At 50.5% G+C, this 22,448-nt stretch carries 21 protein-coding genes; 12 read left to right on the forward strand and 9 right to left on the reverse strand.

Annotated features, from left to right (window positions below; genetic code table 11):
- Nucleotides 1–103: 103 nt before the first annotated feature.
- On the reverse strand, nucleotides 104–583 hold the full coding sequence (locus ACGHTT_RS04835) for a YhcB family protein (RefSeq protein ID WP_390593857.1): 480 nt from the start codon (nucleotides 581–583) through the stop codon (nucleotides 104–106).
- 201 nt (nucleotides 584–784) lie between these two features.
- On the opposite strand from ACGHTT_RS04835, the gene ACGHTT_RS04840 reads away from it, so the two are divergent.
- The 9 genes from ACGHTT_RS04840 to ACGHTT_RS04880 all read left to right on the forward strand — a co-directional run bounded on the left by ACGHTT_RS04840 (nucleotide 785) and on the right by ACGHTT_RS04880 (nucleotide 8,596).
- A complete protein-coding gene (locus tag ACGHTT_RS04840; protein ID WP_390593858.1) occupies nucleotides 785–1,459 on the forward strand; it encodes an alpha/beta hydrolase in 675 nt (224 codons plus the stop codon).
- Nucleotides 1,456–2,568: a cell division protein ZapE gene (zapE, locus tag ACGHTT_RS04845; protein WP_390593859.1), complete on the forward strand. Its 1,113-nt coding sequence runs from the start codon at nucleotides 1,456–1,458 to the stop codon at nucleotides 2,566–2,568. Before ACGHTT_RS04840 ends, zapE begins: the two co-directional genes overlap by 4 nt.
- Before the next feature lie 141 nt (nucleotides 2,569–2,709).
- Nucleotides 2,710–3,138: a 50S ribosomal protein L13 gene (rplM, locus tag ACGHTT_RS04850; RefSeq protein ID WP_290261515.1), complete on the forward strand. Its 429-nt coding sequence runs from the start codon at nucleotides 2,710–2,712 to the stop codon at nucleotides 3,136–3,138.
- Between the two features lie 11 nt (nucleotides 3,139–3,149).
- Entirely contained in the window at nucleotides 3,150–3,542 is a 393-nt protein-coding gene (rpsI, locus tag ACGHTT_RS04855) for a 30S ribosomal protein S9 (RefSeq protein WP_390593860.1), read from the forward strand.
- Nucleotides 3,543–3,771: 229 nt separating this feature from the next.
- On the forward strand, nucleotides 3,772–4,368 hold the full coding sequence (gene petA, locus ACGHTT_RS04860) for a ubiquinol-cytochrome c reductase iron-sulfur subunit (RefSeq protein WP_390593861.1): 597 nt from the start codon (nucleotides 3,772–3,774) through the stop codon (nucleotides 4,366–4,368).
- Between the two features lie 3 nt (nucleotides 4,369–4,371).
- The gene (locus tag ACGHTT_RS04865) at nucleotides 4,372–6,426 is read left to right on the forward strand and encodes a ubiquinol-cytochrome c reductase (RefSeq protein ID WP_390593862.1); all 2,055 of its coding nucleotides are present in this window, start codon (nucleotides 4,372–4,374) and stop codon (nucleotides 6,424–6,426) included.
- A gap of 82 nt (nucleotides 6,427–6,508) precedes the next feature.
- A complete protein-coding gene (locus ACGHTT_RS04870; protein ID WP_290261526.1) occupies nucleotides 6,509–7,150 on the forward strand; it encodes a glutathione S-transferase N-terminal domain-containing protein in 642 nt (213 codons plus the stop codon).
- A 79-nt stretch (nucleotides 7,151–7,229) separates the two neighbouring features.
- Nucleotides 7,230–7,661, forward strand: a complete 432-nt coding sequence (locus ACGHTT_RS04875) for a ClpXP protease specificity-enhancing factor (RefSeq protein WP_390593864.1) — start codon at nucleotides 7,230–7,232, stop codon at nucleotides 7,659–7,661.
- A 107-nt stretch (nucleotides 7,662–7,768) separates the two neighbouring features.
- A complete protein-coding gene (locus ACGHTT_RS04880; RefSeq protein ID WP_390593866.1) occupies nucleotides 7,769–8,596 on the forward strand; it encodes a S1 RNA-binding domain-containing protein in 828 nt (275 codons plus the stop codon).
- 57 nt (nucleotides 8,597–8,653) lie between these two features.
- On the opposite strand, the gene cysK is transcribed toward ACGHTT_RS04880, so the two are convergent.
- Nucleotides 8,654–9,622: a cysteine synthase A gene (gene cysK / locus ACGHTT_RS04885; RefSeq protein WP_390593868.1), complete on the reverse strand. Its 969-nt coding sequence runs from the start codon at nucleotides 9,620–9,622 to the stop codon at nucleotides 8,654–8,656.
- A 225-nt stretch (nucleotides 9,623–9,847) separates the two neighbouring features.
- On the opposite strand from cysK, the gene ACGHTT_RS04890 reads away from it, so the two are divergent.
- Nucleotides 9,848–10,465 carry a Yip1 family protein gene (locus ACGHTT_RS04890; protein ID WP_390593869.1) on the forward strand — a complete coding sequence of 206 codons (618 nt, stop codon included), beginning with the start codon at nucleotides 9,848–9,850 and terminating at the stop codon, nucleotides 10,463–10,465.
- Nucleotides 10,466–10,582: 117 nt separating this feature from the next.
- On the opposite strand, the gene ilvC is transcribed toward ACGHTT_RS04890, so the two are convergent.
- The 3 genes from ilvC to ACGHTT_RS04905 are packed head-to-tail and all read right to left on the reverse strand — an operon-like array spanning nucleotide 10,583 to nucleotide 13,887.
- Entirely contained in the window at nucleotides 10,583–11,605 is a 1,023-nt protein-coding gene (gene ilvC / locus ACGHTT_RS04895; protein WP_290261538.1) for a ketol-acid reductoisomerase, read from the reverse strand.
- A gap of 57 nt (nucleotides 11,606–11,662) precedes the next feature.
- Nucleotides 11,663–12,154: an acetolactate synthase small subunit gene (ilvN, locus tag ACGHTT_RS04900; protein WP_290261540.1), complete on the reverse strand. Its 492-nt coding sequence runs from the start codon at nucleotides 12,152–12,154 to the stop codon at nucleotides 11,663–11,665.
- Nucleotides 12,154–13,887, reverse strand: a complete 1,734-nt coding sequence (locus tag ACGHTT_RS04905; protein ID WP_390593870.1) for an acetolactate synthase 3 large subunit — start codon at nucleotides 13,885–13,887, stop codon at nucleotides 12,154–12,156. Before ACGHTT_RS04905 ends, ilvN begins: the two co-directional genes overlap by 1 nt.
- Before the next feature lie 416 nt (nucleotides 13,888–14,303).
- Here ACGHTT_RS04905 and ACGHTT_RS04910 point away from each other — a divergent pair, with 416 nt between their 5' ends.
- Entirely contained in the window at nucleotides 14,304–14,759 is a 456-nt protein-coding gene (locus ACGHTT_RS04910) for a DUF4124 domain-containing protein (protein WP_390593871.1), read from the forward strand.
- A gap of 56 nt (nucleotides 14,760–14,815) precedes the next feature.
- On the opposite strand, the gene clpB is transcribed toward ACGHTT_RS04910, so the two are convergent.
- The 3 genes from clpB to rluD all read right to left on the reverse strand — a co-directional run bounded on the left by clpB (nucleotide 14,816) and on the right by rluD (nucleotide 19,239).
- A complete protein-coding gene (gene clpB / locus ACGHTT_RS04915) occupies nucleotides 14,816–17,404 on the reverse strand; it encodes an ATP-dependent chaperone ClpB (RefSeq protein ID WP_390593872.1) in 2,589 nt (862 codons plus the stop codon).
- 115 nt (nucleotides 17,405–17,519) lie between these two features.
- Nucleotides 17,520–18,278: a peptidoglycan editing factor PgeF gene (pgeF, locus tag ACGHTT_RS04920; protein WP_390593873.1), complete on the reverse strand. Its 759-nt coding sequence runs from the start codon at nucleotides 18,276–18,278 to the stop codon at nucleotides 17,520–17,522.
- A complete protein-coding gene (gene rluD, locus ACGHTT_RS04925; protein WP_390593874.1) occupies nucleotides 18,268–19,239 on the reverse strand; it encodes a 23S rRNA pseudouridine(1911/1915/1917) synthase RluD in 972 nt (323 codons plus the stop codon). The genes pgeF and rluD overlap by 11 nt, the downstream gene beginning before the upstream one ends.
- Before the next feature lie 204 nt (nucleotides 19,240–19,443).
- On the opposite strand from rluD, the gene ACGHTT_RS04930 reads away from it, so the two are divergent.
- On the forward strand, nucleotides 19,444–20,349 hold the full coding sequence (locus tag ACGHTT_RS04930; protein WP_390593875.1) for an outer membrane protein assembly factor BamD: 906 nt from the start codon (nucleotides 19,444–19,446) through the stop codon (nucleotides 20,347–20,349).
- A 63-nt stretch (nucleotides 20,350–20,412) separates the two neighbouring features.
- On the opposite strand, the gene ACGHTT_RS04935 is transcribed toward ACGHTT_RS04930, so the two are convergent.
- Nucleotides 20,413–22,347, reverse strand: a complete 1,935-nt coding sequence (locus ACGHTT_RS04935; RefSeq protein ID WP_390593876.1) for a M48 family metallopeptidase — start codon at nucleotides 22,345–22,347, stop codon at nucleotides 20,413–20,415.
- Nucleotides 22,348–22,448: the final 101 nt, after the last annotated feature.

Genomic DNA, 22,448 nt, shown 5'->3' on the forward strand with positions numbered 1-22,448 from the left:
TTAGAAGTCAGCGAGCTACTGTATTGTGCCGCGGCGATGATCATTAGCAGAGGCGACATTCGCTAAGGCAGGAATAGCCAAGGGCACTAAAGTGCCCTTGGTGTCAGGCTCTACTGTTTAAAATCAACTCTTCATCTTCGACGTTTACATCATCGTTTAAGCCGAACTCTTCGCTCAAAATGCCATGTTTACCCGGCTTTTTGGGGGCCCAGTCGGTAGGTGCTTTGTAGTTACCGTCTGCGTCTAGGTTGGCGCTTTGTTCGAGTAATTTACCGTCAGCTGCTTGGGCAATTTGACGACTAATATCGGCATTTCCGAGCTTTAGGGCTGAGGATGCAAGGTGTTCGTGCACGTCGCGGTAGGAGCGAGTCAAGTTGTTGATCAGCTGCGATGTGTCGACAAAGTGCTGTGTTACCTCGTGCTGGTAGTCTCGCAGCTTGGCCTCTGATTCTAAAAGCTGTGCTTCTAGCTCGCGGTTGATTTTTTCTTGTGGGCGCAGTGCGAACATCAAAAAGGCGCCTACCACGCCGCCACAGATTAAGCAGGTCAAAACGGTCAGGATTAAAGTGCTAAGCGAAAACAAAGGGCTCTCCTTCTGGGTGCCAAAATTACAACTTACGGCTTAAAGCGCGCGGTCCTCCATGCCATAATGCGCGCCGAATTGCCCTAGCGGGCAACTCATACGTACATTATATGCTGTTATTGATCTGAATGGATCACAATCTTAGAGCAAAATGTTTGTATATTTACAGTCAATTTAGCGAATTACGGAAGGCCGACGCCCGTGTTTAACCTGAAAGAAACGACATTATTGATCCAAGGCCCGGCGGGTGACTTGGAGCTCCTTACTCAGCGAGGCGATGATCAGGGTGCTTTGCGCGGCGCGGGTTATCTTGCGGTCATCGCGCATCCTCATCCTGTGCATGGCGGCAACATGAGCAATAAGGTTGTGTCTACCTTGGCCCGCGTTTATCGGCAGCTTGGCATAGACTCGGTGCGCTTTAATTTCAGGGGGGTTGGAAACAGCCAAGGAAGTTTTGATCAGGGGCGCGGTGAGTTAGAGGATTTCTTAACGGTTTGTGACTGGGCCCAACAGCAGCTGCCGACGTCAGGTCTTTTGCTCGCGGGTTTTTCATTTGGCTCTGCTGTTGCCGCGGCGGCGAGTTTTGTTGTTCCCTCTGGGCACCTCATTTTAGTAGCACCACCGGTGGAGCGTTATGCCTACGATAAGGCTGGCGCCTTTTCACAGCCTGTGGCCGTTGCTATTGGCGAGCAGGATGAGTTGGTAGGTGTGGCAGGTTTGAAGCGTTGGTTTGACGGCTTGAGCGGCAATAAACAGTTACTCGTTATCCCTGAAACGGGTCACTTTTTTCATGGTCAGCTAACGGAGTTGAAGGACTGGCTAGTACAGCAGTTGGTGTTAGTTCTCGATCAATCTGCTGCAGGAGGCACTCGATGATCAGTGATCTGACACCGCTGCAGCGATACGCACACGACATAGCCCATCTGGGTTTTAAGCCCGACGCTGCACAACAGCAGGCGATTGTGTTGCTGCAAGATTTATATGACCGCTTGTTGGCCCCTAAAGCCGCGGACTCTTTTTTTGCACGTCTTAACCGTTGGCTTGAGAGGCCGAGTAAGCAGCCAGAGAAAGGCTTATATTTTTGGGGCGGGGTTGGTCGTGGCAAGACCTACTTGATGGATGTTTTTTATGATGCATTGCCCTTTGAAAATAAAATGCGGGTGCATTTTCACCGCTTCATGCGCCGAGTTCACCACGAATTAACGGCTTTGGAAGGGCAGGCTAATCCACTCGAAAAGGTTGCGGATCGGCTGGCGGGCGAAACCCGTATCGTTTGCTTCGATGAGTTTTTCGTCAGCGACATTACCGATGCCATGATTTTAGGTACCTTGCTCGAGGCCTTGTTCGCCCGTGGTGTGGCGTTGGTGGCGACCTCGAATATCGTGCCCGATGGTCTCTATAAAAACGGTTTGCAGCGCGCGCGCTTCCTGCCCGCCATTGCTTTACTTAATCAGCACACTCTGGTGGTTAATGTGGATGGCGGTGTTGATTATCGCCTTCGGGTCTTGGAGCAGGCAGCGCTCTATCATTCGCCGCTTGGTGCGCCTGCCGAGGCCGCCATGCGCGAAAATTTTGAGGCCTTGGTGCCTGATATTGAAGAGATAGAGGCCGATGTGGCGCTCGAGGTGGAAGGGCGTATTATTCGCGCCCGTTTTGAGGCCGAAGACGTCGCCTGGTTTGATTTTGATACCCTGTGCGATGGACCGCGTTCGCAGAACGATTACATCGAACTTGCGCGTATTTACCATGCCGTACTGGTGACTAATGTGCCGGTGCTTGGGGGGCAGAAGGATGACCAAGCGCGGCGCTTTGTGAATATGGTGGATGAATTTTACGATCGTAGCGTAAAATTGGTGATTTCGGCAGCTGTGCCGTTAACCGAGCTCTATGGCGGTGGTCGATTGAGCTTCGAGTTCGAGCGCACCAGTAGCCGGCTACTCGAGATGCAAAGCCGCGAATACCTAGCGCGGCCGCATAAGCCTTAACAGTCAGGTAGGTTTCGGTAACTGTTGAGGTGGGTGCTTTGATTGGCGATAAAAGCCATCTAAAGCGCTTGAATTACGGCGCGCTACTCTGTAGTATGCGCGCTCTTTTTGTGGGAAGACCCTCGTTCAAGGCTATATAACATGAAGACATACAGTGCTAAACCCGAAACAGTCCAGCGCGACTGGTTCATTGTCGATGCTGATGGCAAGACTCTTGGCCGCATGGCTACCGAGATCGCTAGTCGTTTGCGTGGCAAGCACAAGCCTGAGTACACCCCGCATGTGGACACTGGCGACTACATTGTTGTAGTCAACGCAGATAAAGTGCGTGTTACTGGAAACAAGACGACGGACAAGATGTATCACCGTCACACCGAGTTTCCTGGTGGTTTGAAGACAATGAGCTTTGAAAAGCTTCTTGCTCACGCCCCCGAGCGCATTATTCAGAGTGCTGTTAAGGGTATGTTACCCAAAGGCCCTCTGGGACGCGCCATGTTCCGCAAGCTGAAAGTGTACGCTGGTAGTGCTCACCCGCACACTGCACAGCAACCTAAAGAACTGAATATCTAAGGAAGCTGAAAATGGCAGATACTCAATATTACGGTACCGGTCGCCGCAAGACCTCAACTGCTCGCGTTTTCATTAAGGCTGGCAGTGGCAACATCACCATCAACGAGCGTACGTTGGACGCTTACTTTGGTCGTGAAGTGGCTCGTATGATTGTTCGTCAACCACTTGAGCTGACTGACAATGTTGAAAAGTTCGACGTAACTGTTACCGTCAAAGGTGGTGGTAGCTTCGGTCAAGCGGGTGCAATCCGTCACGGTTTAACCCGTGCGTTGATGGCCTATGACGAAGCCTTGCGTCCAAGCTTACGTGAAGCGGGTTATGTAACTCGTGATTCGCGCGAAGTTGAGCGTAAGAAAGTGGGCTTGCGTAAAGCACGTAAGAAACCACAGTTCTCCAAGCGTTAATTCGCAGCCTGTTTACAGGCGGACTCGAAAGGCGTGCCCTCAAAGGCGCGCCTTTTTTGTTTCAAAAGCACCCATTTTGCCCAAATCGAGGCATGAACTGTGGTTATCCTTGTCAGTTGTGGTCATTTTCATTAAGATTGTGCGACTTTTTGGGGTGCAGAAATTCTCGCTATTTCTTTTTATTTCAGTCATTTACTGGCTCTTGCAGCTGTGATGGGAGAGAAACGTCATGACCAATGACGGTGTAAACGAGGGGCGTCGTCGTTTTCTGACAGCAGCTACCTCCGTAGTAGGCGCTGTGGGCGCTGTTGGTGTAGCGGTACCGTTTGTAGGGTCCTGGAACCCAAGTGCAAAAGCCAAAGCGGCTGGTGCACCTGTGCGAGCCAACGTGTCAAAGTTAGAGCCAGGTCAGATGATCGTGGTTGAGTGGCGCGGCAAGCCTGTGTATATCGTGCGACGTACGGAGGAAACTCTTAGCTCGTTAGGTGGCATGGCTGATAGTCTTCGCGATCCAGAGTCAGCTGAAGAAAAGCAGCAGCCGGCTTATGCGAAGAATGAATACCGCTCTATTAAGCCCGAATATCTTGTCTTGCTAGGTTTGTGCACCCACCTGGGTTGCGCACCTATGTATCGCCCAGATGTTGGTGCTCAAGACTTGGGTGGTAGCGAGTGGTTGGGTGGTTTCTTCTGTCCCTGTCACGGTTCTAAATTTGATTTGGCCGGCCGCGTATTTAAAGGCGTTCCTGCACCAATCAACTTGGAAGTTCCCCCACACAGTTATGAGTCCGATGCAGTTATTTTAATCGGCGTAGATCAGGAGGCATAAGGCATGACGAACTGGCTCACAGGTCTATTGGGTTGGGTGGACGCACGTTTACCGGTAACTCGCGCGTGGGATACCCACATGGCGAAGTACTACGCCCCTAAAAACTTTAACTTTTGGTATTTCTTCGGTGTTCTGTCGATCTTGGTTTTAGTTAACCAATTATTGACCGGTATCTGGCTGACCATGAGTTACACCCCTACCGCAGAAGGTGCATTCGCGTCGGTTGAGTACATCATGCGCGATGTGGATTTCGGTTGGATTATTCGCTACATGCACTCTACCGGTGCTTCGGCGTTTTTCTTGGTGGTCTATCTACATATGTTCCGCGGCTTAATGTATGGCTCCTACAAGGCGCCCCGCGAGCTGGTGTGGATTTTCGGCATGACCATCTATGTCGCCCTAATGGCTGAGGCGTTCATGGGCTACGTGTTGCCCTGGGGTCAGATGTCTTATTGGGGTGCTCAGGTCATCGTATCGCTGTTCGGTGCTATCCCCGTTGTGGGCGATGACCTGGTGCAGTGGATTCGCGGCGATTACTTGATCTCTGGGATTACCTTAAACCGTTTCTTCGCACTACACGTTGTTGCCCTGCCAATCGTATTGCTGGCGTTAGTGGTGCTGCATATTTTAGCGCTGCACGAAGTGGGCTCTAACAACCCCGATGGCGTTGAAATTAAAAAAACCAAAGATGAAAACGGTATTCCACTTGATGGCGTGGCTTTCCACCCCTTCTACACCGTGCATGACTTGGTTGGCGTGACCGTATTTTTGTTCGCCTTCTGCTTCGTTATTTTCTTCATGCCAGAAATGGGCGGCTTCTTTTTGGAATACGCCAACTTTGAAGAAGCGAACAATCTGAAGACGCCACCGCACATTGCGCCAGTGTGGTATTTCACACCTTTCTACGCAATTTTACGCGCTGTTACCTTCGATATAGGCCCCTTGAGCTCTAAGTTCTTAGGCTTAATTGCCATGGGTGCCGCTATTGCGATTTTGTTTGTCTTGCCTTGGCTCGACAAGAGCCCCGTAAAGTCCATGCGCTACAAAGGCAACTTTAGCCGTGTTGCACTCATGGTGTTTGCTGCCTCATTCGTTATTCTGGGCTACCTAGGCGTGAAGGCGCCAACGGAAGGCCGCACGATTTTGGCTCAAGTTTGCACCGTGATTTACTTTGCCTACTTTATCGGCATGCCCTTCTGGACCAAGCGCGAGAAGTGTTTGCCAGAGCCAACGCGCACACAGGCGAAAGGCTTGGGCGCCGGCATGGTTTGGGGTGGCTTATTGTTGTTCATTGCGTTGACAGTGATTCCGATTAAAGCTGTTGGTGCTGAATCAGCCTACGCCTGTGGCGCCATCGAATGCGACGTCATGGTGCCCGACCTAGAGAATAAAGAATCGCTGCAGCGCGGCGCCATGTTGTTCACCAACTATTGCATGGGTTGTCACGCCGCTAGTTTTTCTCGCTTCGGCCGCGTTGCCGATGACTTGGGTATTCCACATGATGTGATGATGGACAACATGGTGTTTGGTGATCGTCGCATCGGCGAATTGATGACCATTTCTATGGATCCTGCTAAGTCAAAGGCGTGGTTTGGCGCTACGCCTCCAGACTTGACCTTGGTGGCTCGCGCCCGTAATCCTGAGTGGTTGTATACCTACCTGCGTAATTTCTACAAAGACGATACCCGCCCAACCGGCGTTAACAATCGGGTGTTCGATAAAGTGGCTATGCCCCATGCCATGCTCGAACTGCAAGGCTTGGCTGAATGTGCGCCTGGCCCACATTTTGAAGATGGCCGCCCTGTGCGCGACCCAGTGACCGGTGCGGTCATTGCTGATGATCCCTGTGGCAGTTTGAAGGTTGGCGATAGCAAGGGAACCATGAACGCTGAAGAGTTTGATCAGGCGATTTATGATTTGGTGAACTTCTTAGAATATGTTGCCGAGCCTTATGCCTTAGATCGCGAGCGCATTGGTATCTATGTATTGTTGTTCTTGTTAGTGCTATTTGTTTTCACGTACTTGCTAAACCGTGAGTATTGGAAAGACATTCACTGATTGAATTGCACGTTAGGGCGGCCTGCGGAAACGTAGTGCCGCCTTTGTTTATTATTGTTTAGACTAAATTGAGGTGAAACCAATGGGTGCTGTCGCTAAGCGATCATCTATGACCTATTTTTCCGATGCTCGTGACCATTACAGTCACCGAGTGCGTATTGTGCTCGCGGAAAAGGGAGTAACCGTAGACGTAGAAGATATAGATCCAGAGGCCAAGCCTGCTGAATTAGCAGATTTGAACCCTTACAACTCTTTGCCCACGCTGGTGGATCGCGATCTCGCTTTATATGAAACTAAAGTGATGATGGAGTATTTGGATGAGCGTTTTCCGCATCCTCCATTGTTGCCAGTTTATCCCGTTGCCCGTGCCCAGAGCCGTTTGTGGATGTACCGTATCGAGCGCGACTGGTGCCCCTTGATAGACACCATCTTGGAAAATAAGAACAAAGATGCGGTTACTAAAGCGCGTAAAGAATTGCGCGAAAGCTTTACCGCTATTGCGCCGATTTTTTCTGAAATGCCGTTTTTTATGAGCGAAGAGTTCACCTTGGTTGACTGCTGCTTGGCACCGATCTTTTGGCGATTAGACTCGCTGGAAATTAATATTCCTCAGACTAAGGCGACCAAGCCTTTGTTTGACTACATGGATCGCCTCTTCGTGCGCGAATCTTTCCGTGAGAGCTTAACTGAGCTCGAAAAGGAAATGCGTCCGTTCAAGAAGTAACTGAGCCGAGCTGGGTATGTATCATACCTAGCTCGTTAATGTAGTATGTGTCATTCAACCCGATAGGAGCTGCTGCCCCATGGCTATGACATCAAGCCGCCCTTACATGATTCGGGCCTTGTATGAATGGATAGTTGATAATAACTGCACGCCGTATATTTTGGTTGATGCCCACGCTTCTGATGTGGAAGTACCCCAACAGCATGTGAATAAGGAAGGGCAAATCGTCTTAAATATCGCGCCTTCAGCTGTTATGGGACTCAGTTTAGAAAACCAAGCTATTAGGTTTAACGCGCGCTTTGGCGGTATTCCTACTGATATCTATGTTCCATGCCGCGCTGTATTAGGTATTTATGCCCGAGAAAATGGTCAGGGCATGGTGTTTGAGCCCGAGTTAGAGCCGGAACCGACGCCACCTGAGCCCAGTAAAAAGCCTCAGGTCGTCAAACCGAAAGCGGCGAAGCCCGCGACGCCTATAGCGGCAAGGCCGAGCCTAAGGGTGGTCAAGTAAATTAGGTAAGAAGGGGCTTTAGCCCCTTTTTTTATGATTTGGTTTTTTATGTCATACCAATTTTAATGTGTGGCAAAGCTAGATCGATAATGTATACGAGAGTAGATATGATTCAATTAGGCCAGTTTCACACCTTGCCCGTGCAGCGACTATCAGATTTTGGCGCATTTTTAGGCGCAGGTGATTTAGGCGAAGTGCTGTTACCTAGGCGTTATGTGACAGAAGGTTTAAAGGTTGGTGATTTCGTCCGCGTGTTTTTGCATATGGACTCGGAAGACCGCCCTGTGGCGACCACCGAAACACCTAAAGCGGTAGTGGGCGAATTTGCCTGCCTGAAAGTCAATTCGGTCACCAAGTTTGGCGCTTTTTTGGATTGGGGTTTAGGCAAGGATCTCTTGGTGCCCTTTGGTGAACAGCAGCGGCCAATGGAAGAGGGCAGATCTTATCTGGTTTACATCTACTTGAATCCGCACGACGGGCGATTGACTGCTAGCTCTAAAATTGACAAGTTCCTTGATAAGAAACCATCTTTTTTCAAAGCCGGTCAGCCGGTTGATTTGATCGTGGCTAATAGCACCGACTTGGGCTTTAAAGCGATTGTTAACCACAGCCATTGGGGGGTTTTGTTCAGTGATGAGGTGTTTCAACGGCTCAGTTTTGGTCAGTCAATTAAAGGCTTCATCAAGCGAGTAAGGCCTGATGGCAAGATAGATCTGAGTTTGCGTAGTAATCAGGAGCTTGGCGATAGTCACGCCCAAGTCATATTAAAGTATTTAGACAGCAATAACGGCTTCGCCCCACTGCACGATAAATCGTCCCCTGAGCAAATAAAGCGCGCTTTCGCTATGAGCAAGGCGGCGTTCAAACGCACGATTGGTCATCTTTATAAGCAGGGCATTATCGATTTGGAAGATGCGGGTATTCGCCGCAAATAACCCGCCTGAGTAACCCAGTTTAGGCTGCCTCTAGTCCTGAGGCAGCCTAAGTGACGATTACTGCTTGGTTTCAGAGTCAGTAAAGAATCCTGCGAACAAGGCGCTTGAGAGATAGCGCTCACCCGAGTCGGGTAATATCACAACAATCGTTTTGCCTGCATTACCGGGTTGTTCTGCTACCCTAATTGCCGCGGCAACTGCTGCGCCAGACGATATCCCAGCCAGAATGCCCTCCTCTTTCATCAATCTGTGTGCCATCGCTATGGCGTCTTCATTGCTCACAAGCTCTGTGGCATCCACTAAGCTTAAATCTAGGTTGTCTGGGATAAAGCCAGCACCAATGCCTTGAATTTTGTGTGGCGCTGGCGCAAGGGCTTGACCAGCTCTCGCTTGGCTAATCACCGGTGAACTTGTCGGTTCTACCGCAATAGATTGAATGGCTTTACCTTGGGTCTTTTTGATGTAGCGCGAAATGCCGCTAATGGTGCCGCCTGTGCCCACGCCGGCAACCAAAATATCAATGGCACCATCGGTATCTTGCCAAATCTCTGGGCCGGTGGTGGCCTCGTGAATGGCTGGGTTGGCGGGGTTTGAGAATTGTTGGGGGGCGAAGTAGGCCGCCGTGTTAGTAGCCACAATCTCTGCGGCTTTATCTATCGCGCCTTTCATGCCTTTTTCACCAGGGGTAAGTACCAGCTCTGCGCCTAGGGCTTTAATCAGTTGGCGCCTTTCCAAGCTCATGGTGTTGGGCATGGTTAATATCAGTTTGTAACCTCGGGCAGCGCAGACATAAGCAAGGGCGATGCCGGTGTTGCCGCTGGTAGGCTCGACTACGGTCATTCCTGGCTTAAGCAGGCCTTGTTTCTCAGCTTCCCAAATCATGTTGGCACCTATGCGGCACTTTACTGATGCGGCAGGATTACGGGACTCAATTTTTGCCAAAATGTTGTGGGAGCTGAGGTTATTGAGCTTTACCAGTGGTGTTTTACCGATAGTTTGCGAGTTGTCTTGGTAAATATTCGACATTTTGACTGTCCTTGTAGGGGGTGAGTTGGTGTTGGGTATTGAGCGAATAGTCAATTTCTATATATCACTGCAGCATTATAACGGCTATTTACATAGCGAATTCTTATTGGTTTATCAGCCGAGCCTCCATAATACTGAGGCTGTACGCTGTTGCTTGCGCCGATAAATCCTCGGATTGATTAAGTATTCAAGCGTGCAGCCAAAATAATTATAGAAGGAGGCTTTATGGCCCTTTTGGAGCACACGTTAGGTATTTTGCTTCATCCCGACCAAGAGTGGAAAGCAATTCGAAATGAACGTCACTCATTTGCTCAGGTATTTTTTAGTCATGTGCCCATTTTGGCGCTCATTCCGCCTGTGGCGGCATTTATCGGCGTAACCCAAGTTGGTTGGACCATCGGCGATGGCGATGTGGTGAAGCTCACCATCGAATCAGCGTTGTCGCTGTGTATTATGACGTATATCGCCTTAATGGTAGGCGTTTATGTTCTGGGCGAATTTATTAATTGGATGGCGAAAACCTACGGTGTGACAGATTCAGCTGAAAAGCGTCACTATGAAGGTACGGCCTTGGCTGTTTACATCACCACGCCAGTTTTTTTGGCGGGTATAGCGGGTATCTACCCAGAATTGTGGTTGAATGCTGTAGCGACTATTTTAGCCGGTTGTTATGCCGTTTATTTAGTGTATGAAGGCATTCCCATTTTGATGAATATCGATAAAGAGCGCGCGTTCATGTACGCCACCTCTGTGGTGACAGTGGGGCTGGTAATGCTCGTTATCGTGCGCGTGGGTACCGTGATTGTTTGGGGTATGGGCATTGGCCCCGTCTACGTCGATTGACCTAACTTTTTAAATATTTCAGACAAAAAAAAGCCCCGCAATTGCGGGGCTTTTTTTAAGCTTGCTTACAGCTTAAGGCGCGTTCGCTGTGCTTTTCCTGTTTACTGTCCACCGCTCTTAATTATTCTCAGAGCGATCGATAATCTTGTTGGCCTTGATCCAAGGCATCATAGCGCGTAGCTTGCTACCGACTTGCTCAATACCGTGTTCGCTAGAGATACGGCGCTTTGCTTTCATGACGGGGTAGCCCGCTTGGCATTCAAGAATGAAGTCGCGTACGAAGCGGCCCTCTTGAATGTCGGTCAATACACGCTTCATTTCAGCTTTTGTTTCAGCGGTAATAATGCGTGGGCCGGTGGCGTAATCGCCGTATTCAGCTGTGTTGGAAATTGAGTAACGCATATCGGCGATACCGCCCTGGTACATCAAATCTACAATCAGCTTCAGTTCGTGCAAGCATTCGAAGTAGGCCATCTCTGGCGCGTAACCGGCTTCAACCAAGGTTTCGAAACCCGCTTCAACCAACGCAGATGCACCACCGCAAAGCACAGCCTGCTCGCCGAATAAATCCGTTTCAGTTTCTTCGCGGAAGTTAGTTTCGATGATGCCAGAGCGGCCGCCGCCATTGGCAGAGGCGTAGGACAGGGCGGTATCTTTTGCCTTGCCGGTCGCGTCTTGGTAGATCGCGATCAAGGTTGGCACGCCGCCGCCTTCCATGTAGGTTGAACGAACGGTGTGACCAGGGCCTTTCGGGGCGATCATGATAACATCGACGTCAGCGGGCGGTTGAATCAATTGGAAGTGAATATTTAGGCCGTGGGCGAAAGCTAGCGCAGAGCCGGACTTGAGGTGCGGCGCTATGTCTTTTGCATAGATAGCGGCTTGATGCTCGTCTGGGCAAAGAATCATGGTGACGTCGGCGTCTTTCACTGCGTCGGCAATTTCCGCAACTTTGAGGCCGGCTTTTTCAGCCTTTTTCCAGTTGGCAGAGCCTTTGCGCAGAGCAACTACTACGTTGGCAACGCCTGAATCTTTTAAGTTTTGTGCGTGTGCGTGACCTTGTGAGCCGTAACCCACGATGGCAACGTTTTTACCTTTGATGATAGAAAGGTCGCAATCTTTGTCGTAGTAAACTTGCATGATTAAATCCTATGTTTTCTGTTGCAATAAATGGGTTCGAATAGGTAATGCTTGAGCCTAGAGGCTCAGTATTTTTTCGCCGCGAGCGATGCCGGAAACGCCAGTGCGTACAACTTCCAGTATCGAACTATCACCAACTGACTGCACAAATGCGTCTAGTTTGTCAGAGGTGCCGGCTACTTGAATGATGTAAACGCTGGGTGTTACATCGACTATTTGGCCTCGGAAAATGTCGACGCAGCGTTTGATTTCTTCGCGCTGACCGCCCACGGCCTTGACTTTGATGAGCATGAGCTCGCGCTCAATATGTGCACCTTCAGTCAGATCCACCAGTTTCACCACATCAATCAACTTGTTGAGGTGTTTGGTGATTTGTTCAATTTTATGATCGTCGCCTAGGGTCGTTAACGTTAACCGGCTGAGCGTGACATCCTCAGTGGGGGCAACGGTTAAGCTTTCGATATTGTAGCCACGCTGGGAAAAAAGCCCTACAACTCGAGACAGGGCGCCAGGCGCGTTTTCCATGAGTACAGAAATAATACGTCTCATTATGTGCGCTCCGTTTTGCTGAGCCACATATCGCGCATGGTACCTGGCGCAATTTGCATGGGGTAAACATGCTCAGTTGGATCCACATAAATGTCCATAAATACCACTCGATCGGTCATGGCAAAACAGGCTTCCATTTTCGCTTCAAGGTCTTCTTTTTTGTCCACTCTCATACCGACGTGGCCGTAGGCCTCGGCAAGCTTTACGAAGTCGGGCAGCGAATCTTCATAGAGTGATTCGGAGTAGCGACCGCTGTACTGCATGTCTTGCCATTGTTTCACCATGCCTAGGGCCTGATTATTTAAACAAATAATTTTTACCGGTAGCTTGTACTGGGTGCAGGCCGACAATTCTTGGATGCACATCTGTATAGAGCCTTCACCGGTAACGCAGGCGACCACGGCGTCGCGATGCGCCATCTGCACGCCCATAGCTGCGGGTAAGCCAAAGCCCATGGTGCCTAAGCCACCGGAGTTGATCCAGCGACGAGGCTTGTCGAAACCGTAATACTGAGCGGCAAACATTTGGTGCTGGCCAACGTCCGAGGTGACGTAGGCATCGCCTTTGGTGACCTTGTGCAGCATCTTAATCACATCCTGCGGCATGATCATGTTGCTGTCGGTGTTGTAGCGTGGCTGGGTGTAAATGCCGTGCCGGGCGCGCCAGTCTTCAATTTGTTGCCACCAGTCGCCGAGCATCTTAGCGTCTGGACGCTCCTTAATTTCGGTTAACAGCCCAAGCATATCCCTCATTACGCTGGCCACAGAGCCAACAATGGGGATATCGGCTGAGACAGTTTTAGAAATTGACGCTGGGTCGATATCAATATGAATGATCTTTGCCTGCGGGCAAAATTTATTGGGCGTGTTGGTGACGCGATCGTCGAAGCGTGCGCCTACGGCCAGTATCACATCGGCGTGATGCATGGCGGTATTCGCTTCAAAGGTGCCATGCATACCGAGCATGCCCAGCCACTGTTTGTCCGACGCCGGAAAACCACCTAAGCCCATTAATGTGTTGGTCACGGGAAAATGTAATTGCTTGGCAAACTTTGTCACTAGGTCAGAGGCGTTGCCTTGAACCACGCCACCGCCAGCGTAAATCACAGGCCGGCGCGCGGTCATCAATAATTGCACCGCTTTGCGAATTTGCCCGCTGTGGCCTTTTTCAATTGGTGTGTAGGAGCGCAGCTTGATCTTTTTCGGATAGCTGTACTCGTACTTGTCGTGAGGATTGGTAATGTCTTTTGGTAGATCGACAACCACAGGGCCCGGCCGACCGGTCGAGGCAATGTAGTAGGCTTTTTTGATAATCTCTGGGATATCCGCCGTATTTTTCACCAAAAAGCTGTGTTTAACGATGGGCCGCGACACGCCCACCATATCGGTTTCTTGGAAGGCGTCTTCGCCAATCTTATCGGATGGCACCTGACCAGAGATCACCACCATCGGGATGGAGTCCATGTAGGCCGTAGCAATGCCGGTGATGGCATTGGTGGCACCGGGGCCTGAGGTAACCAAGACTGTACCCACTTTGCCAGTAGAGCGCGCGTAGGCGTCGGCGGCGTGGGTGGCCGCTTGTTCGTGACGAACCAGAATGTGTTGGACTTTTTGCTGTCGGAAAATTGCGTCGTATATATGCAACGCAGAGCCGCCAGGATAGCCGAATATGTGTTCTACGCCTTCATCTTGCAAAGCGCGAATGAGCATGTCGCCGCCGGAAAGCAGTTCCACCTTAATGTCCCCTTAAAGAATATGCATTAATCTACGCTATATGCGCCAAAGGACACCTACCCATGCAGGTGCGCCCGATCTCAATGCTGAGTTAGCTTCGGATTAACCCGTTCCCTGCGCTTTTAACGCTCCGAGAACCGGACAAGATGGCGTCGGTGGACGCATCTTTGCAACTCTGGATGGTAAGGCGGGTGGTTGACCTGCCTGGGGTAGAAATGAACCGGGTTTACCGGTTGGTCTATAGCCATCTAGCGAATCGGTAATTCTGGCAATTTGGCAAGTAAAGTCAAGTACTTAGGGTAAAAAGTGGCAAACCTTCTGCAAGATGGTCTATATGTGAGGTGCTTGGTAGGTTTTATTGCTACCAAGTAGTATAGTCTTATGCTGAACCACTAATCTGGAGTATGGAATTCGCCATGCGTAACTTGTTTCTGGCCACTATCGTCTTGGTTGGCGCCGTTTTTTCGGTGCAATCTGATGCAAAAGAGTTTTATCGTTGGGTTGATGATGAGGGTGTCACCCATTACACCGTCACCGCGCCGAAGGATAGGGCTTCCACCTTAATTCGCACGCAAATTGGGGCTGGCAGTAAATCTAGTTCGAATGCCATTCCGACAAGTCGAGTGTTGCCTGGCGATGAGGCGGGTTCTACGCCTAAGCCTCAAACGGCTGAAGCGGCTAAACCCGAAGTACAAATGACGGCGTTAGATCCTCAACGCTGCAGCGTTGCCCGAGCTAATGTCGAAACCTTGAATAATCACGCACGTATTAAAGTCACCGGCGCGGATGGCAGTATTCGCTACCTTTCCGACGATGAGTTGAACGAGAAGCGCGCTGAAGCTGAAGCGGCTATTCGCGAGAGCTGCGAATAATCTAGCTAGTAAATCTATAAAAAAGGCGCTTAGGCGCCTTTTTTATTAGATCCAGTTTAGATCGTGGTAAATACAATGCGATCCATATCTAGATCTGCCTGAATCTTGTCGCCGGGCATAAATCGTCCTTCCAATATCGCCTGCGCCAGTGGGTTCTCTACAATGTGCTGAATGGCCCTCTTGAGAGGCCTCGCGCCGTAAACAGGATCGTAGCCGGCCTCCAAGAGTTTGTTCATCACGGCCGGCGACAGCTCTAGGGTAAGCTCCCTTTCGCTTAGCCGTCGGCTGAGTAGCTTCAATTGCAGCTCCGCAATCCCTTTGATTTGCTCACGGCCTAGCGGGTGGAAAACAACGGATTCATCGATACGGTTGATAAACTCTGGGCGAAAATGTTGCCCCACTACCTCCATAACCGAGCGCTTAATCTCGTCGTAATTAGCCTCGCCGGTATCATTGGCGCTGAGCAACTGAATGCGGTCAGAGCCCAAGTTTGAGGTCATGACAATCACGGTATTGCGAAAATCCACGGTTCGGCCTTGACCATCGGTTAAGCGACCGTCGTCCAGTACTTGTAGCAAAATGTTAAACACATCTGGGTGCGCTTTTTCTATTTCATCGAGCAATAACACCGAGTAGGGTTTACGCCGCACGGCTTCGGTTAAGTAGCCACCTTCCTCGTAACCTACATAACCAGGCGGTGCACCGATGAGCCTGGCGACCGAGTGTTTTTCCATGAATTCAGACATGTCGATGCGCACCATGGCGTCGGCAGTATCGAATAAAAATTCCGCCAGTGCTTTACACAGTTCAGTTTTACCAACCCCAGTTGGCCCAAGAAACAAAAACGAGCCGTTTGGCCTATGTGGATCTGATAAGCCAGCCCGAGAGCGGCGCACGGCATTGGCGACAGCAATAACGGCTTCACTTTGCCCGATGACTTTTTTGTGTAAAGCCGGCTCCATTTGCAGCAGCTTCTCTCTTTCGCCCTCAAGCATTTTGGAGACCGGAATGCCGGTCCATTTCGACACGACTTCGGCAATCTCTTCTTCCGTGACCTTGTTGCGGAGCAGTTTCATCTCCATCATTTCCGCTTGACCAGCCATGTCGAGTTGCTTTTCTAGCTCCGGAATGATGCCGTATTGCAGCTCAGACATGCGCGCAAGATCGCCGGCGCGACGGGCGGATTCCATGTCCTGTCGTGCCTGCTCTAGGCTGCTTTTAATATCTTGTGAGCCACTTAATGCCGCTTTTTCTGCTCGCCAAATTTCTTCGAGGTCGGAAAATTCTCGTTCAACTTTATCTATTTCGCCGTCGAGCATAGATAGTTGTTTCTTGGCGCCATCGGTTTCGTCTTTTTTAACCGCTTCGCGCTCGATTTTTAGCTGTATTAAACGACGTTCTAATTTGTCCATCACCTCTGGCTTGGAATCTATCTCCATGCGAATACGGCTGGCGGCTTCATCAATTAAGTCAATGGCCTTGTCGGGCAGTTGGCGATCAGTGATATAGCGCTGCGAAAGTTTTGCTGCGGCAATAATGGCCGAGTCGGTGATATCTACGCCGTGGTGCACTTCATAGCGCTCTTTCAGGCCGCGCAATATCGCAATGGTATCTTCCTCGCTCGGTTCGTCGACTAATACTTTTTGGAAGCGGCGCTCGAGGGCTGCATCTTTTTCAATATACTGACGGTATTCATCCAGCGTGGTGGCGCCCACGCAGTGTAGTTCGCCGCGGGCTAGCGCTGGTTTTAACATGTTGCCAGCATCGAGTGCACCATCGGCTTTTCCTGCGCCGACCATGGTGTGAAGTTCGTCGATGAAGAGAATGATTCGACCTTCTTGTTTCGACAGCTCTTTCAGTAAATTCTTTAGCCGCTCTTCGAAGTCGCCGCGAAATTTAGCACCGGCTAGTAGCGAGCCGAGATCAAGTGACAGCAGGCGTTTGTTTTTCAAACCTTCAGGTACTTCGCCGTTGATAATGCGTTGTGCTAAGCCTTCGACAATCGCAGTTTTACCCACACCAGGTTCGCCAATAAGCACGGGATTGTTTTTCGTGCGGCGTTGTAAAACTTGAATGGTGCGGCGAATCTCGTCGTCGCGACCAATCACCGGGTCGAGCTTTCCGGCTTCGGCGCGGGCGGTTAAGTCAATGGTGTATTTTTCTAGTGCCTGACGATTTTCTTCGGCGTCTTGGGTTTCAACTTTTTCGCCACCGCGCACGCTTTCCACGGCAGATTTTAACCGTTGCACATTGCCGAATTGGGCTAGCATCTTAGCGAGGTCGCTATTGCCTTCCTCCATAGCTGCGAGCAGTAGTGTCTCGCTGGAAATAAATTTGTCACCAGATTTTTGCGCGTGTTTATCGGCAAGATTTAGTAGCCGGCCGAGCTCGGGCGACATGTGCACATCGCCATTGGGGTTTTGGATGCGCGCTAGTTGGTCGAGTTTCTTGGCGAGGCCATTGCGCAAACCTGTGACATCAAATCCGGCTTGGGCGAGTAATGGACGCACCGTACCCGCTTGCTGGTCGAGCAGGGCCAACAATAAATGGCTAGGCTCCAGCTGTGGATGATCGCGGCCAACGGCGAGCGATTGCGCGTCCGACAGCGCCATTTGCAACTGGTTGGTTAAACGATCAATTCGCATATCAACACCTCTGTCTGTTTTGCTGCTAGTGCAGCTGCGTTACTTACAGAGGTAAGGGTAGCAGCGGCGAAATTCAAGCAGGGACTCGAGAAACCTTGTGCTGGTTTGATGTAAATCAATCAAGCCAGATGAGGCTCGCCATGCGTCCAGTTTGACCGTCACGGCGATAAGAGTAAAAGCGATCGACGTCGCTGAAGGTGCAAAAATCGCCACCGTAGATATTGTTAACGCCTGCTTGTGCTAACGCTAACCGAGCGAGTGCGTAGAGGTCGGCGTAAAATTTTAGTGGTTTCAGGCTAGGCTGGAACGCGTTGGCAATGGCGTCGGCCGCGTCGCTATTGCCGGCCAATTCGAAAAAGGCTTCGAGTACGTCAACGCCTACTTCGAAATGGGTTTTGCTGATAGCGGGGCCTAGATAGGCCAGTAGTTGGTTGGGCTTTCCAGTAAATTGCTTAACTGTTTCGGCAATAACTCCTTTGGCGAGGCCGCGCCAGCCCGCGTGCACGGCGGCGACCTGGGTACCGGCTTGGTCGCACAATAGGAGCGGTAAGCAATCGGCGGTCATGACGCTACAGGCGAGATGTGTTTGTTCGGTGATGCAGGCATCGGCTGTGCGGGTGAGCCCGTCGGGCAGGGCATTTGCCACGTGGGTGCCATGCACTTGCTCTAGCCATTGAATGTGTTGGACACCGATTTGGTGTTGCAGTGCCCGACGATTTTTTGCCACCAATAATGGATCATCATCAACGTGCAAGGCCAAGTTTCCAGCTGTGTAAACGCCCTGACTATAGCCTGTGTTACGACAGCTAATGGCGACCTTTACCTGCGCTGGCGCAGGCCAATTCGGCGTTAACAGTGTGAGCTTATCGTACAACACTATCTTCCTCAGCCATGAGTGCTAACAAGGCTTGAAAATCTTTTGGGCGTTCGCTTTGCCAGCTCATGGCTTCGCCACTGATAGGATGGTTTAGGCCCAGTTGCGCCGCATGCAGTGCCTGGCGCGGGAAAGCGGTCAGCGCTTCTCTCAGGGTTAAACTCAATCCCGCCGCTAATTGACGGCCGCCAGCATAGGTTTGATCGCCCACTAGCGGGTGCTTCATCCACGCCATGTGGACCCTTATTTGGTGGGTGCGTCCCGTGGCAAGCTGGCAGCGCACTAGCGTGTAATGTTTATAGCGACGCTGGATGGTGTAGTGGGTGATGGCCTCTTTGCCACCGTGTTCAACCACCGCCATTTTTGTGCGTTGGGTCGGGTGGCGGCCCATGGGTTGGTTGATAGTGCCGCCGCCAATGATACGACCAAGCGCTAATGCATCGTATTCGCGCTTGACCGTTCTGGCTTGAAGTTGGGCCACTAAATCATTCTGGGCGATTAAGGTTTTCGCCACCACCATGAGGCCGGTAGTGTCTTTATCTAGCCGGTGCACAATGCCTGCGCGGGGAATCAGTTGCAGATCTGGGCAGTGGTGTAACAGTGCATTGAGCAGCGTGCCGTCGTGATTGCCCGCGCCTGGGTGTACCACTAGACCTGCCGGCTTGTTCACTACGAGAATGTGTTCGTCTTCAAAAATTACATCTAAATCAATGTCTTGCGCGACCCAATCGCCGGCGGCTTCAAGTACCACGTTGAGCGATAGGCGCTCGCCACCGTAACACTTATCCTTGCTCCGGCAGGGTTTGCCGTCGAGTGTTAGCACCCCGTCTTTGATCCAGGTTTGCAGTCTGGCTCGGGAGTAATCGGGAAAGAGGCTGCTGGCCATGGCGTCAATTCGCATTCCACCGGCGTTGTTGGGTACTTTGGCGTCTAATTGGATTTGTTGGCTATCCGAAGGCATGGGGGTTTGGTATCTTCAACGGCTGTGTTTAAATGGCCGTCTAGTTTACGCGCTGCGGCTCAAGAACCCTAGTGCCTTATGGGGTGTGGCGGGATTTCAACAACTTAAAGTTTCGATTTAGGTATGTTGTAGGATTAGCCTTCCTGAGTAGGTCTCGCGCTAGCCGTTCGTTTACGTCAATTTATTGTATTCAAGAGTAGTTACATGACCCTTCGTCGAATCCCCTTTATCGCATTGTTCGCAGCATTGCTGCTGGTGGCAGGTTGTTCTAGCACTGATGACGAGCCAAAAGTCAGCACGGAGAAGGAGTTTTATGATGCGGCTCAGCGCTTGCTAAACAGCAGCCAATGGGAGCCGGCTATTAGAAACTTGCAGTTGTTGGAAGAGCACTTTCCCTTCGGAGCCTATGCCGAACAGGCGCAGTTAGAGTTAATTTACGGCTATTACAAGAGTAACCAACCGGAGGCCGCCATTGCTGCAGCCGACCGCTTTATTCGTTTGCATCCCCAGCACCGCAGCGTGGATTATGCCTATTACATGAAGGGCCTAACGTCCTACACCCAAAATCAGGGCATATTCGAGCGCTTTATTCCTTCAGATTTAACTGATCGAGACCCTGGTGCGGCGCGCGAGTCTTTTGCACATTTCGCCCAATTAATTGCGCGTTACCCCGATAGTCAATATGCCGGCGATGCACGCAAACGCATGATTCATCTACGCAATATTTTGGCGCGCTACGAAATTCACGTAGCGAATTATTATTTTAAGCGTGGAGCCTATCTTGCCGCCGCTAATCGTGGGCGCTATGTGGTTGAAAACTTTCAATTGACGCCAGCAGTACCCGACGCACTGGCGGTGATGGCTCAAGGTTATCACTTGCTGGAAATGAACGAGCTGGCTGATAGCGCAGTTGACATATTAAAAGCGAATTTTCCCGACTACCCTAATTTTGATAGCGAGGGAAACTTTAACTTTCAATACAGTCTCGATATCAATGACCGCAGTTGGCTTAATTTAATGAGTTTTGGCATGTTCGATAAACAGGAGTTGCGGGGCTTTGATACTCGAGCCATTTATAACCCTGTTGTCGCGACCTTTGATGCCGATTAGCTGTTGGAAAAGGACGTATAAAAAAACCCGCTGAAGCGGGTTTTTTTATACGCAAGAGATTTTTTAATGCAGCAGTGGCATCGGGCAATCTAACCCATCCGCAATTACTCTCAGCAGTTCGTACTCGGCTATATCGATGGCACCGTCGGTTTGAATCGACAGCATGAGCGCTTTCAACAGCCTAGGCTTCTGCAAGGGTTTTAATCGATTCAGCGTCGCTAGCGATTTATCTAAAACAGCATAGCCAGCTTGTTCGCCCAGTTCGCGATTGTCCAGGTTGAGTGATTTAAGCGCTGAACTGTACGCTTTTTGTTGTGAGCTTGCTGAGCTTTGTAGCGCTACAAGTGTTAATATTTGGTCTATCTCGGTTCCACATTCGACGATATCTAAGGGCTTCCCCTTCGGTTTTTTTCTTGCAAATAACGAGTTTTGCAGAATGCGAAAAACGCACCATTCGGTCAGGCTTAGGTGATTGTCGGCTTTAATTAGGCCGATAATAACGCTGCGAAATTGCGCCAATTGTGGTTCAGATAAGGCCTTGAGTGAGGGAAGGCAAAGATCTATCACCGGTAGCCGTTGCGCAATTGGGAGTGCGGCTACAGCGCCTAGGTAATGTTTATAGAGATTAAAAATAGGTTTGGGCGCATGGACACCTATGTAGGATTCTTGCTCGAGTTTTACTGTGTCAGTAAATAGTAATCCATAGATAATTGCCATTGCACTGGCTGGGTTGTGGCAGGCTTCTCGGATGCGCGTGCCAATGCTGTCTAATAGCTGGCCAGCTACGGCTAGTGCGGCGGAACTCGGGTTGCCTATTTCAGCGGTGATGTTCTGGTCTGATAAATGTTGATGCGATGAGGCCACTGCTTGTGATGACGGTTGATTAGTTGCTGGGCTTTCTGCGAAGCCAGAAATACTTGGGTTTCCTGCGGCGCCATAATGACCTAGGTCGTTTTCGCCAAGTTCTGGGTCAGCTGTTTTTTGCGACAGAAAATTACCCCGCCAAGTGGGGTTGATGCGCCGAATTCTGTCATCGAGGGGCGGGTGCGTGGAATACCAGCCGCCAATCCAATTACGTAACCCGTTGGCAAAATAAAAGTGGCTATATTCACTCGCGTTTTCTGCTTCCATACTCGACGCGGCCGGATAGCCTCCGATACGCTGTAGCGCTTCGCTAATACCTAGAGGATTGCGAGTGAATTGAACGGCAGATGCATCTGCGAGGTATTCGCGTTGACGGCTAACGGCTGACTTGATTAGGTTGCCGCAAAAGGTCCCTGCAAAACCGATGACGATCAGCCCCAAGCCAAACAGCGCAATGCCACCGCCATTTTTCCGCGAGTGTCGACCAGAGCGCAAGAGCATGTGACCGATTAATCCGATCAGTAATATACCGTGTAAAATACCCACTAAGCGCAAATTTAAGCGCATGTCGCCATGTAAAATATGGCTGTATTCGTGCGCAATGACACCCTGCAATTGCTCGCGGTTTAACTGCTCTAGGCTACCTCGTGTGACGCCGATGACTGCATCTTTTGGATCGTAACCAGCGGCAAAAGCATTAATACCGATTTCGTCTAATAGGTACACTGGGGGCACGGGAACGCCTGCGGCAATAGCCATTTCTTCGACGATGTTGAGCAGTCGTTTTTCTTTTAAATCACAATCGGCCGTGTTAAGTAGCCGTCCATTGAGTGATTCGGCGACAACTGAGCCGCCCTGGCGCAGTTGACTGATGCGATAAAGACTGCCCAGTAAAACCACGATAAGGACTGCGGTTGCGACGCCAAGCAGTAGGTGCCAGTCCAGCAGACTAAAGAAGTTTTGCCAAAAGTTTTGCAGTTCTGTGCTGGGTAGTGCTGCGCCTTGGGAGTAATGCAGCAGTATGGCGACGAAAAAGGCGGTGACAATAATCAGTGCCAGTACGGCGACGGCCAGCAGCAGTATGAGTTTTTTCGTTTGGCTTTTGGCCTGATCTTGATGTTCAAAAAAATTCATAGGGTTGGTTCCCGATGGCTTGCGCCTTAATCATTGGATGCCGGCATTAGGTGTGTAGGCCTCTGTTGGCAGACAAGAGTTGGTATTGTTTGATGTGGCAA

Source organism: Simiduia litorea (genome assembly GCF_042853465.1).
GTDB lineage: Bacteria > Pseudomonadota > Gammaproteobacteria > Pseudomonadales > Cellvibrionaceae > Simiduia > Simiduia litorea.

Coding starts and splice junctions, on each gene's coding strand:
- rpsI (WP_390593860.1), top strand. CDS start 3,150: ATGGCAGATACTCAATATTACGGTACCGGTCGCCGCAAGACCTCAACT.
- petA (WP_390593861.1), top strand. CDS start 3,772: ATGACCAATGACGGTGTAAACGAGGGGCGTCGTCGTTTTCTGACAGCA.
- ACGHTT_RS04875 (WP_390593864.1), top strand. CDS start 7,230: ATGGCTATGACATCAAGCCGCCCTTACATGATTCGGGCCTTGTATGAA.
- zapE (WP_390593859.1), top strand. CDS start 1,456: ATGATCAGTGATCTGACACCGCTGCAGCGATACGCACACGACATAGCC.
- cysK (WP_390593868.1), bottom strand. CDS start 9,622: ATGTCGAATATTTACCAAGACAACTCGCAAACTATCGGTAAAACACCA.
- ilvC (WP_290261538.1), bottom strand. CDS start 11,605: ATGCAAGTTTACTACGACAAAGATTGCGACCTTTCTATCATCAAAGGT.
- ACGHTT_RS04865 (WP_390593862.1), top strand. CDS start 4,372: ATGACGAACTGGCTCACAGGTCTATTGGGTTGGGTGGACGCACGTTTA.
- rluD (WP_390593874.1), bottom strand. CDS start 19,239: ATGCCTTCGGATAGCCAACAAATCCAATTAGACGCCAAAGTACCCAAC.
- clpB (WP_390593872.1), bottom strand. CDS start 17,404: ATGCGAATTGATCGTTTAACCAACCAGTTGCAAATGGCGCTGTCGGAC.
- ACGHTT_RS04880 (WP_390593866.1), top strand. CDS start 7,769: ATGATTCAATTAGGCCAGTTTCACACCTTGCCCGTGCAGCGACTATCA.
- ACGHTT_RS04910 (WP_390593871.1), top strand. CDS start 14,304: ATGCGTAACTTGTTTCTGGCCACTATCGTCTTGGTTGGCGCCGTTTTT.
- rplM (WP_290261515.1), top strand. CDS start 2,710: ATGAAGACATACAGTGCTAAACCCGAAACAGTCCAGCGCGACTGGTTC.
- ACGHTT_RS04930 (WP_390593875.1), top strand. CDS start 19,444: ATGACCCTTCGTCGAATCCCCTTTATCGCATTGTTCGCAGCATTGCTG.
- ACGHTT_RS04935 (WP_390593876.1), bottom strand. CDS start 22,347: ATGAATTTTTTTGAACATCAAGATCAGGCCAAAAGCCAAACGAAAAAA.
- ilvN (WP_290261540.1), bottom strand. CDS start 12,154: ATGAGACGTATTATTTCTGTACTCATGGAAAACGCGCCTGGCGCCCTG.
- ACGHTT_RS04870 (WP_290261526.1), top strand. CDS start 6,509: ATGGGTGCTGTCGCTAAGCGATCATCTATGACCTATTTTTCCGATGCT.
- ACGHTT_RS04890 (WP_390593869.1), top strand. CDS start 9,848: ATGGCCCTTTTGGAGCACACGTTAGGTATTTTGCTTCATCCCGACCAA.